Genomic DNA, 11019 nt, shown 5'->3' with positions numbered 1-11019 from the left:
CGGGACTGTTCCAAGATCGGTGTTTCCGGCCCGACACGCCGGGCCGAAGGTCTGGCGGGATGGGCACTGTGAGTGATGACATCGGACCTTGTGAGTCCACGCAAGCGTGACAAGCCGGCGCGAGAGCTGTCGCCGGAACAGGCCGCCGCGGCGGCGATGGTGGCCGAGGCGAAGGCGCGGGGGCTGGCGTTGACCGGCCCGGATGGCCTGCTGAAGTTGTTCACGAAGAACGTGCTGGAGACCGCGCTCAACGAGGAGATGACCGAGCACCTCGGTCATGAAAAGAATCAGGCTGCGCCGGATCGAGAATCAACCAATGTGCGGAACGGTGCGCGGTCGAAGAGTGTGGTCTCGGACGCCGCAGGCGAGGTCGAGATCAACGTGCCGCGGGATCGTGAGAGCACGTTCGAACCGCAGATCGTGAAGAAGCGGCAGCGTCGGCTCACGGATGTGGACGAGATCGTTCTGTCGTTGTATGCGAAAGGAATGACCACCGGGGAGATCTCCGCGCATTTCGCGGAGATCTATGGTGCGTCGGTCAGCAAGGAAACGGTTTCGCGGATCACCGACAAAGTCGTCGCGGAGATGAATGAGTGGGCCAGTCGCCCGCTCGACGCGATCCACGTCAAGGTCCGTGACGGCCAGGTGGCCAACCGGCCCGTCTACGCCGCCATCGGGGTGACCGTGGACGGCTGCAAGGACGTGCTGGGCTTGTGGATGGGCACCGGTGGTGAGGGCGCGAAGTTCTGGATGAGTGTGCTGGTCGACCTGAAGAACCGTGGCGTCCGGGATGTGCTCTTCCTTGTCTGCGACGGCCTGAAAGGTCTCCCAGAAGTCGTCGGCAATGTGTGGCCGCAAACCATTGTCCAAACCTGCGTCGTTCACCTGATCCGGAACACGTTCCGGCTCGTGGCACGCCAGGATTGGGACGCGGTGAAACGGGACATCAAACCTATCTACACCGCACCCAGTCCCGACGCCGCTCTCATCGCACTGGACGAACTCGAGGAGAAATGGAGGAAGAAATACGGGGCGATGATCCGGCTCTGGCGCAACGCCTGGGAAGAGTTCATCCCGTTCCTCGACTACGACATCGAGATCCGCCGGATGATCTGCTCCACCAATGCGATCGAATCCTTGAACGCCCGCTACCGGCGGGCGATCCGCGCACGGGGGCATTTCCCGACCGAGCAGGCAGCAATGAAGTGTCTGTATCTTGTGACCCGCAGCCTGGACCCGACCGGGACAGGCCGCACCAGATGGACGATGCGCTGGAAGCCCGTACTCAACGCGTTCGCCATCACCTTCGGCGACCGCTGGCCGGGAGCCGAAACCTACTGATCAACAACGCCGGAAACACCGATCATGGGATAGACCCGGCTGGCCGGCACCAAGGCGACCGCCTCGCCGTTGAAGGCCACCCATCCTCGGTACGGGAGTGGCTCGCACGCGCGGGCGGCTCACGGCCGCACCCCCGCCACCCGCACCCGCACCGGCCCCGGTTCGGCGCCGGTGCAGCGCAGCACGGTCGCCGCCGGCGCGCAGCGCAGCGACGGGCTCGACTCCACCCGAACCGCCCGCCCGGCGAACCAGCCGGTTGCCGGCAGGAACAGCTCGGTGGCGCCGCTGCCGGGAACGTTGCGCCAGGCGAGCTCGACCCGGTCGGCGGTCACCGACAGCGCGAGCGGAACGCCGGCGATCCGGGACGGGTACGGCCGGGGGTGGAACGTCGGCCGCAGTCGCCCGGCGTCGTCGACGATGCTCAGGTCCTCCCCGTTCCAGCCGTCCTTCGCGGCCGGCGTCCAGCCCGGGGTGTAGTTCCACTGGGCGCCGGACGCGAGATGCTCGTCGAGTCTCCGGTACTGCAGGTCGACGTAGTCCGCGCCGCTGGTCGCGGTGGCGCCGATGCCGAACTCACCGACGAACAGCGGCACCCCCCACTCGGCGGCCTTGCCGGTCATCGCGGCGAACGCGCGGTCGGTCGCCGCGGTCGACCCGGACCAGGCGTTCGCGGCCAGCGCCAGGCCGTCGTAGAAGTGCGGAGCGTAGGCGTAGTTGCCGAACTCCGGTGCGGGCAGGCCGGTCTGGTTGCCGCCGTTGGTGGTGACGTGGCCCTCGACGAACATGATCGCCGACGGGTGCACCGACCGGATCGCCTCGGCCGCGTCCCGGTAGAGCGGGGCCAGCTCGCTGTCCTCCCGGCCCCACGGCTCGTTGAGCAGGTCGTAGCCGATCACGTTAGGGACCGTGCGGAACGCGTCGGCCATCCGGCGCACCATGTTCAGGTAGGCCGTGCGTACCCCGTCGGCGTCGGCGTAGAAGTCGCCGAACGACGCGTGCATGTCCGGGTCGAGCGCCATCTTCACCGCCCAGTCGGCGCAGTCCGGCCCGTTGTCCGGGCGGTCGGGCACCGCCGAGGCGGACATCGCCCACAGCGGGAACCCGTCGCCGCACCCGCCGGCCAGGTTGCGGGCGAAGCCGTCCTGATGGAAGTCGACGATCACGTACATGCCGCGGCGGCTCGCCGCGTCCGCGATGCCGACCATCGCCGACAGGTAGTCCTCGCGGTACCGCCCGGGCTCCGGCTCGTAGGCCTCCCAGCCGACCACCAGCCGGATCACGTTGATCCCCCACCCGGGCAGCGGGTCGAGCGTCGCCGGGTCGGTGATCGGCACGAACGGCGGCACCTTTGCGTTGCCGGCCACGTTCACCCCGCGTAGCAGCACCACCCGCCCCGCGGAGTCGACGAAGTGGCCACCGGAGACACGCAGCGGCGCAGCGGGTTCGGCGCGGCCCGAGCGGAACTCGGCAATCTGGGCGCGCAGCTCGGTGTACCCCGGCTTGGCCGTGCGGTCGGTGCGCACCACCCCGAAGTGCGCCTCGATCGTGCCGATCGGGTCGGCGTAGCACGAGTCGCGCCCGGTGTCGGAGTCGTCCAGCTCATACCAGTTGGCCAGTACGAACGGCACGCCACGGGTGACCGCCGGGTCGGCGAGCTTGGCCCGCAGCTTCGGCAGCTGGTCGCGGATCCAGTCCCGCTGGCCGGTCTCGCCGTTCCAGGCCGGGGCGCAGCCGGCGGTGGAGTACCCGGTCTCCATCACCGCGACCGCCTTGCCGTGCCGCTGGCCGGCGGCGAACAGCCGGTCCAGGATGTTCCCGCCCCAGTCCCCGGCCGACCACGTGTCCGGGTAATGGTCGATGGCCAGCACGTCGATTGCCGCCGCGGCGCCGTTGGTTAGGTAGTAGTCGAGGTCGCAGCTCCAGTTGGGGCACGTCGGGGCGTCGTGCCCGTCGACCAGGACGTTGACGATCGTGCGCGCGCTCTGGTCGGCGCCGGCCAGCCCGGCGCGCCCGGCGCGGAACAGCGCGATGTCGCCCGCGCCGTCCACCCAGTCGTTGACGTGGTTCGGCTCGTTCCACACCTGGTAGAGGTCGACGAGGTCACCGACCGCGCCGGCGACGCGTTCGGCGTACCCGCCGAATGCCGCCGTGAACGCGTCGCGGTGGCCGGAGTCGTAGAGCTGCCGGGCCCAGCCGGGCGCGCCGGAGAGGATCACCACGACCCCGAGCCCGCGGTCGCGCGCCGCTTCGGCGTACCACCGGTAGTAGTCGAGCGCGGCCGCGTCGAAGACGTCGCGCCGCGGCTCGACGCTCGACCACCAGAAGTCGGTGCGCACGTAGCGAGCACCGAGCGCGGCGATCCGGTCGAGGTCACCGGCCACCGTGGCCGTGTCGTCGGTCGGCCACACGTGCCGGGCGACCGCCCACGGTGTGTCCGGAGCCTCGGCCGGGGCCGCGGTGGCCAGGTCGGGTGCCGCCCCACCGGAAAGCCCGACCGCGGTCACGACGGCCATCGCAACGATCATCCACTGTGGACTTCGCAATGCCTTCTCCTCTCGCCGGCCGTGGGCGGTCACCGCCTCACGTGAGGCTCATCCGGGGTTAGGGCGTCGTCCTCGAGCACGTTGCCGTCGCGGTCGCTGCCGTCGTAGACGTTGTCGTCGCCATAGCCGACCGTGCCGTCCACGTGGCTGTTGCCGAGGTTCTCGAAGATCGTGTCGGAGACGACGTCGCCGTCGACGCGCACGATGCGCAGCGCCCCGGTGCCGTAGTTGCGGACTCGCGAGGCCCGCACCCCGAGGCTGGGCCCTCCTCGGTGCGCATCGACACGAAGGACAGTCGATCCTCGCCGGGCTCGATGTGGATCGTCGCCTCGGTGCTGTCGGAGATGGAGACATCGGTCATGGCCTCGTCGGCGTAGGCCGAGTCCAGAAACGCCGTCGCCGGCAGGGCCGAGGCGGACGCGGCCAGCGCCACGCCGTACCTCACGCGACGGCCGCGACGCGGCCGGTCGGTGTTCATGATCCGCTTCTCACGTTGACGTCGCAGTCGGGTCATCGCATGACAGCTCACGACGAACCTCCCCGGTGGCCGCCGACAGTGATGTGCCACGCCCGCCAACCGCGGCTTCACGGCCGGCGAGTGTCGACCACCCTCTCCACCCAGAGTTACACGTGCGTTACACGGCACCAGCCAGCGTGATCACCACGGCTCGCCAGGTGCGGCCGCTCGGCGACGGAGCCGGCAACCGCCAGCCCACGCGGAATGCCACACCCAAAGGGTCTACCCATGATCGGTGTTTCAGCGTTCCGGGTCGGAATAGCGCGAGGGTTAGGGCTCGATGACATGGCGACGATCGGGTTTGCCGTCCGTGGGGGCCTGGCTGTAGTCGCCGAAGGGTCCGTCGCGTCGGGCCACCGCGGCGCCGACACCGTCGGTCTCGGCGAGTTCGATGAAGCGATGCGCGTCGGGAGTGTTGCGCATGAGGCCATCGAGAATCGGGCCGAGGGTCTGAGTGGAGGCAAGGCCCATGTTGTCGTAAGCCTGGTTGACGATCAGCTTCATCGCTGCCAGCTGTGAGGCCGGGATGCTGGCCAGCCGCGCGGCCGTGTCCGCGACCTCGGCCTCCAGTTCCTCGAATGGGACGGCCTTATTGATCAGTCCGATGTCGGCGGCCTCGCTGCCGCTGAGCGGCTTGCCCGTCAGCGCGTACTCCTTCGCCCGGGTCAGGCCGAGTCGGTAGATCCACATGCCGGACAGGTAGGCGCCCCACAGCCGCGAATACGGCGTGCCGAGCTGGGCGTCGGTGGCGGCGATGACGAGGTCGGCGCACAGCGCGGTGTCGCTGCCGCCCCCGACGCACCATCCGTGCACCTGGGCGATGACCGGCTTGGGGCATCGCCACATGGACATGAACCGTTGGGTCGGCCCGAAGCCGAAGGTGCCCTGGAAATCCTTGCCCGGGTCCCACTTGCCGTCGGTTGTGAGGTCGTCGTCCCAGTGATGGAACCCGCCGCCGAAGTCGTAGCCGGCGCAGAACGCCCGACCGGCTCCGCGCACGACGACCACCTTCACCGACTGGTCGTGCACCGCAGCGGTGATGGCGTTCTCGAACTCCTCGGGCATCGGCGGCACGATCGTGTTCAGGTGATCCGGTCGGTTCAGGGTGATTGTCGCTACCGCGTTCGCCACGTCGAGGAGAATCGTCTCGTAGGTCATGGCCACACCCCTACCACCAAGTCGGGCTATTGCCTATTCGTTGGTCTATGTGCGGATGTCGGTTTCGAGTTCGGTGATTGTGACATCCCGGTCGCCGAGGCAGGACACGAGAAGGCTTCGCCGCAGCCGGCATCCGGCCGGTCGTCGGCACGTAGCTCCCGCACGAACAAGCCTCACGTACGCTCGCCAACGACATCGACGCCACCGGACTACGTGGCGAGATAGTGCTCCGGCTGAACAACGGCTCCTTGTCTTCAGCTCATCGCCTCCAATGCCTGGAAGCTCTGGCTCACGCGTTCAGGCCGGTCGTTACCGACCGAGCGAAGGTTCACTCACGTTTACCCGAATGTCAGCTGCCCGGTTTGGCCGATCACCGTGGCCGACGCGCCGAGGCTGTACCGGGTGGCCGCGGGGGAGCGCGGAGATATCCACCGGCGCACAGCGTCCGGTCACGCCGATGCGAGCTGCGCCTGAGGTGGCTGCCACTCTGACGGAGTGAGGACGAGGTGGGATGAGACCTCGCACCGGGTGCACGAGTGGACGAACGGCCAGGCGCAGTCGGAACGTCTGGCGGTGCAGATTTTGCTCGCAGAGGGCTTCATACGACACGGGAGGCCCCGATGCGTCCCGAACGTCTGCCGGCCAGCCGAGCGCGCCGGACAGCGACGTTCGAGTTTGGTCCAAGTGACGTCGCCCGGGACTGGAGCAAGTTCGGCGACTCGGTTCTTACAATGTGGCTCCTCGCCGCCGATCATCACGTCGCGGCTATTCGTCCACGTGGAGGTAGGTCTTGTTAGACCCGCAGCGCCTTGTTCGTGAATTTGACCCAACCGTACCCATCGACGCGGCCTGGACTCCGCCCAAGAGCTGGTATCTCGATCCTGCCATGCATGACCACGAGGTCGCCCGGATCTTCACGCAGAACTGGCTTCCGGTGTGCCGCATCGAGCAGGTGGCCGAACCGGGCGACTACGTCACCGGCACCCTGCTGGGCAATCCCTATGTCGTGGTCCGCGGTACCGACGGGGAGCTGCGTGCCTTCCACAATGTGTGCAGCCATCACGGGGCGGAAGTCGTCAATGGAGCGGGGCGGTGCAAGGAGTTGCGCTGCGGCTATCACGGCTGGACCTACGGCCTCGACGGGATGCTGAGCCGGATACCTGGGGCGGGCCGGCTGGCCGGGTTCGACCCGCGGCGGCTCGGCCTGACCGCGATCGCGGTGGCGTCCTGGAGCCCGCTGGTGTTCCTCCGCCTGGCCGGTGAGCCCGGCGCCCGTGACCTGTCCGGCGACGTCCAGACGCTTCGCGACTACCTGGAACCACCCGACCTCGCGAGGCTGACCTGGGTCGACCGGCGGGAATATGCCATCCGGTGCAACTGGAAGGTCTTCGTCGAGAACTCCCTCGACGGCGGCTATCACGTGCCGTACGTCCATCCGCGACTGTCCGGCGGGCTCGCCATGGAGGGATACACCACGGACGTGCTGCCCCGCACCGTCGTGCAGACGTGCGCCGCCAACGGCGACGACGACCGGCTCGGCAAAGAGGTCACGTACGGTTGGCTGTTCCCGAACTTCTTCGTCAACCGGTACGGCACGATGGTCGACACCAATATCGTGCTGCCGATGACCCATGACACCTGTGTCGTCATCTTCGACTGGTTCCATGACCCGGACTCGCAGCCGGTGGCGGGCCTCGAGGCAGCCATCGCCGAGAGCGACGAAGTGCAGCGACAGGACGTGCTCGTGTGCGAGTCCGTGCAGCGGGGGCTCGCGTCGATCGCGTACGACCGGGGCCGGTATTCCCCGGTGTTCGAAAGCGCCGTGCATGCCTTCCACTCGTTGCTGTGGGAAGAGCTCACATGATCCGGCCACTGTGGCACCTTGCGCTCGGCTACTGCGCGCTGGTCTGGGGCGCGACGTTCTACATCGTGAAGGAGGCCGTCACCGTCGTTGACCCGGTGGCGATGGTGGCCTACCGGTTCCTGCTGGCCGCGCTCCTGCTGTTGCCCGTGGTGCTGCTGCCATTCGCCAGGGCTTCCCTGCGCGATTCCCGCACGCTGCGGTGCGGCGCGATCCTCGGGGCCTTCCTCGGCACGTCGTACCTCACCCAGACGGTGGGCCTGAAGTACACGTCCGCGGCGAACTCCGGCTTCATCACCGGACTGTTCGTCATTTTCGTCCCGCTGTTCCTCCTGATCTTCCTACGCCGCCCGCTGTCCGCGACGCAATGGGTGGCGTGTGGAGTCGCCGTGCTCGGGCTGTGGCTGCTGACCGGGGGCGGCCTCGCATTCAACCTCGGCGACGGCCTCACCGTGCTCACCGCCATGGCGTACGCCGGCCAGGTCCTCGCCGCCGACCGCTTCGCCCGCACCGACGCCAACCCCCTCGTCCTCGCGTTCCACCAGTTCTGGATCATCGGGGTCGGGTCGCTCGCCTTGAGCTTGCTACTGGCGCGGCCGCTGGACGTGCGCACCGAGGGCGCCCTGTGGGCGATCCTCCTGCTGACCCTGCTGCCCACCTTGTCCGCGTTCGTCATCCAGCTCTTCGCGCAGCGCCACGTGCCGGCCATGACCGCGACCATGATCTTCCTGCTGGAGCCGGTCTTCGCCGCGTTGTTCGCCTGGACCGCCGGGGGCGAGCGGTTCTCGGCGATACCCGCCGCCGGCGGAGCCCTCATCGTGGTAGCCATGGCATGGACGGAATGGACGAAGCCAAGGGAACCCGAACCACTCACCGACGAGACGCCGACCGCCGAGGCCGCGCCGACCAGAGTGACCGATCCCTAAGAAGATGACGTTCTCTTTCGCGGCAACGAAATCCAGCGTACCGAGGTGCGCGATGGTGTCGCGGTCGAGACCGCGGACGTAGGTCGAAATCGGACTCCTCCAACGACTTGCGGGGCCGGGAACCGCGCGGCGCGGATGCGGCCCTCCCCGCTGGGGGACTCGCGGGCGGAGACTTCCCGGTAGACAGGAGACGAGGAACTCCTCGTGCGTCCAGGGTTTGTGCGGGCTCGCTCGGCCAGCCGAGCAACTGACTCGCGCAGGGTGGGCGCCTTCGGCGCCCGGGGAGGTAGGCGACCTCGGCGGTCAGATCCCGCTTGGTCTTGGTGGGCATCAGGCGACCCCGCCATCGATGGCTCCGTCGACCTGGTCAAGGCCGTGTGGCCGCCGGACCGGGAGCCACCAGGATGAGCTGTGGACTCCGACAGGCGTGATGTCGCCGACCTGGCGTTCGCCGTCGATCCGACTCCGCATCCGGTCGGCCACCAGTTCGCCATGCTGGCCACATCGGGAACTGAGTGGGCAGGAGGAGACTCCACCTACGCGGTCGATCTGGCCGGCGAACGGTGGGTGCACAACTGCATCGTGGCCGATGACGTGGCAGGCGGGGAACTGTGAACGGTGCTCGGCGGCACACCGTCCGAGCCAGACTCCCTCGTGAGCCCGCCGGCCGAAGTCGGGCCGGACGGACTGTCGCGGTGGTTGTGAACCGGGCACGCCGTCGACGATCCGACCGCGTGGTCGAGCTGGCCCTGCGGATGCCGGCCCGATTCCCGGCCGAACCAAGCCTCGGCGTACTCAAGTACGTCCTGAAGCGCGCGGTGCCGCGGACCTGGGGTGGCGGCGGGCCCCTCGCCGACAGTGTGCTGCGGTACAAGGTCGGGCTGGCGGCGCAAACCCAAGGCCACTCAGCCGGTGCGAAAATCCCAAATCGCTCCGAACTCCCATTTGCTGTCGGCGAAGTGAAGTCAGGTGCCATCGGCGCGACCGTATGTGGTGCCGCGGTCGGCGGTCTTGACGTGGCCTGGGCCGGGGTCCTAACCAGCGGACGGAGTGGGCTCGGTGGCCAGGAGCGCGGCCACGTCGGCGGCGCGCGCGGAGCCGGCCTCCGCGAGCAGCATGTGTGCGCGGTGCCAGTGGTCGTGGGCGCGGTCCGGATCGCCGGCGCGGTGCCAGGCGTGGCCGAGGGTGATGGCGACCCGAGCCTCGCCGAGGACATGGCCCGTCTCGAGATGCATCGCCAGCGCACGCTCGCCCACCTTGATCGCCTGGTCGATGTCGGCCTGGGCCAGACGCAGTTCGGCGAGTACCGCCCGGGCCCAGGCCTCCAGGAGTCGGTACCCGGTGCCGGTCAGGGCGGCGAACGCCTGCCGGAGATGATGGTCGGCCCGGTCGTGGTCACCGAGCCGCAGGTATGCGGCGGCCAGACCGATGAGTGCCTCGACCCGGCACATCGGGATGCCCTCATCGCCTGCGCTTTCTCCGCCGGCCACACGCAACGCGTCCCGGCAGGCGTCGACGGCCCGCTCGGGACTGGCGCGCTCGAGTTCGACGGCCGCCAGCGCGGTGTGCGCGTCGACCTCCGACCACCGGTGTCCCTTCTCCCGGGCCAGCTCGATCGCCGTGGTGGCCAGCTCCGCGGCGTGCTCGTCGCGGCCGGTGGCCAGGTGCACGAGGGCAAGCCAGCGCCGGGTGTCGCAGATCCCGGTAGCGCTGTCGATGTCCACGCTCAGCTCCCGGGCCCGGTCGAGGTGACCGAGTGCGCGGTCGAGATGGCCGGCCAGGTACTCGATGGTGCCCAGGTTGATCAGGTTGATCACCTGGCCGTGCCGCGAGTCCAGCTCGGTGTTCATGGCCAGCGCCCGCCGCGAGTACTCGGCCGCCTGGCGCACCTCACCCAGGTCGACGCAGATCGAGCCGAGCGTGCTCAGCGCGGCGGCCTGGCCGGGCCGCCACCCGGTCCGCTCGCACACCGCCAGCGCCTGCCGTATGTGGCCGACGCCGGCGCGCCCGTTGCCGGCGCGGGCGCTCGCCATCCCGAGCAGGTACAGCGCCGGGGCCTCACCGCCGGCCCAGCCGGCCTGCCGGACCAGGGCCAGCGTCGTCGCGGCGTGGTCGACGGCCTGCCGGTAGCGGTCCTGGCGCCAGGCGAGGCCGGCGAGGCCAAGCTGGCATGCCGCCTGCGCGCGTAGGTCCCCGGCGGCCCGGGCGGCGGTGAGGCCGGCGCCCGCGGTCCGGGCCCAGTCGGTGAGCTGGATCCGCAGCCAGAAGTAGCCACGCAGGTTGTCGGCGAGCTGCCAGGCCCAGGCGTGCTGGCCCTCGTTCGCGGCGTGCTCGACGGCCGCGACCAGGTTGGCGCGCTCGGCGTCCAGCCACGCCAACGCCGCGACCGGGTCGCCGGGGGACGCCTCCGCTCCGGTGCCGTCTTCGTGCTGGCGCAGCCGGAGCACCTGTGGGAAGACCGCTTGGGCCGCGGTGTCGGTGCGCGCCAGGTAGAACTCGTAGAGCCGGGCGACCGCGGCGTCGCGATCGTGGGCGGCATCCTCGCGCCGCGCCCGGTCGGCGGCGTACCGGCGGAGCAGGTCGTGGCAGGCGTACCGGCCGTGCGCCACCTCGTCGACCAGGTGCGCGCCGGCGAGGGCCGCCAGCCGACGGCCGGCCTCCGCGGTCGTGGTG

General features: G+C 69.3%; 8 protein-coding genes. 4 read left to right on the top strand and 4 right to left on the bottom strand.

All coding sequences use genetic code 11. The annotated features are described in order from the left end of the window. Positions 1–75: 75 nt before the first annotated feature. The gene (locus tag ACRDTB_RS34915) at positions 76–1341 is read left to right on the top strand and encodes an IS256 family transposase (RefSeq protein WP_431436515.1); all 1266 of its coding nucleotides are present in this window, start codon (positions 76–78) and stop codon (positions 1339–1341) included. 119 nt (positions 1342–1460) lie between these two features. Here ACRDTB_RS34915 and ACRDTB_RS34910 read toward each other — a convergent pair whose 3' ends face one another. The 3 genes from ACRDTB_RS34910 to ACRDTB_RS34900 form a co-directional block, all read right to left on the bottom strand. After that, positions 1461–3854: a cellulase family glycosylhydrolase gene (locus ACRDTB_RS34910; RefSeq protein WP_431436514.1), complete on the bottom strand. Its 2394-nt coding sequence runs from the start codon at positions 3852–3854 to the stop codon at positions 1461–1463. Between the two features lie 59 nt (positions 3855–3913). Further along, on the bottom strand, positions 3914–4135 hold the full coding sequence (locus tag ACRDTB_RS34905) for a hypothetical protein (protein WP_431436513.1): 222 nt from the start codon (positions 4133–4135) through the stop codon (positions 3914–3916). Positions 4136–4671: 536 nt separating this feature from the next. After that, entirely contained in the window at positions 4672–5559 is an 888-nt protein-coding gene (locus tag ACRDTB_RS34900) for a crotonase/enoyl-CoA hydratase family protein (RefSeq protein WP_431436511.1), read from the bottom strand. Between the two features lie 886 nt (positions 5560–6445). Here ACRDTB_RS34900 and ACRDTB_RS34895 point away from each other — a divergent pair. The 3 genes from ACRDTB_RS34895 to ACRDTB_RS34885 all read left to right on the top strand — a co-directional run bounded on the left by ACRDTB_RS34895 (position 6446) and on the right by ACRDTB_RS34885 (position 8961). Beyond that, a complete protein-coding gene (locus ACRDTB_RS34895) occupies positions 6446–7423 on the top strand; it encodes an aromatic ring-hydroxylating oxygenase subunit alpha (protein WP_431436510.1) in 978 nt (325 codons plus the stop codon). Beyond that, entirely contained in the window at positions 7420–8346 is a 927-nt protein-coding gene (locus ACRDTB_RS34890) for a DMT family transporter (RefSeq protein ID WP_431436509.1), read from the top strand. Before ACRDTB_RS34895 ends, ACRDTB_RS34890 begins: the two co-directional genes overlap by 4 nt. 411 nt (positions 8347–8757) lie before the next feature. Then, complete coding sequence (locus tag ACRDTB_RS34885) at positions 8758–8961, top strand: hypothetical protein (protein WP_431436508.1); 204 nt, start codon at positions 8758–8760, stop codon at positions 8959–8961. 419 nt (positions 8962–9380) lie between these two features. Here ACRDTB_RS34885 and ACRDTB_RS34880 read toward each other — a convergent pair. Then, positions 9381–11019: tetratricopeptide repeat protein (locus ACRDTB_RS34880; protein ID WP_431436507.1), on the bottom strand; the 1639-nt coding region annotated here is incomplete at its 5' end.

This window comes from Actinophytocola sp., from assembly GCF_050699935.1.
In the GTDB taxonomy this organism is placed as follows: Bacteria; Actinomycetota; Actinomycetes; order Mycobacteriales; family Pseudonocardiaceae; genus Actinophytocola.
Note: the sequence above shows the minus strand (reverse complement) of the source record. Positions and strands in the feature narration are given on the sequence as shown.

Bases quoted from the DNA above. Each gene is read 5' to 3' on its own strand.
- ACRDTB_RS34890 (WP_431436509.1), top strand. From the start codon at position 7,420: ATGATCCGGCCACTGTGGCACCTTGCGCTCGGCTACTGCGCGCTGGTC.
- ACRDTB_RS34915 (WP_431436515.1), top strand. From the start codon at position 76: ATGACATCGGACCTTGTGAGTCCACGCAAGCGTGACAAGCCGGCGCGA.
- ACRDTB_RS34895 (WP_431436510.1), top strand. From the start codon at position 6,446: ATGCATGACCACGAGGTCGCCCGGATCTTCACGCAGAACTGGCTTCCG.
- ACRDTB_RS34910 (WP_431436514.1), bottom strand. From the start codon at position 3,854: ATGGCCGTCGTGACCGCGGTCGGGCTTTCCGGTGGGGCGGCACCCGAC.
- ACRDTB_RS34900 (WP_431436511.1), bottom strand. From the start codon at position 5,559: ATGACCTACGAGACGATTCTCCTCGACGTGGCGAACGCGGTAGCGACA.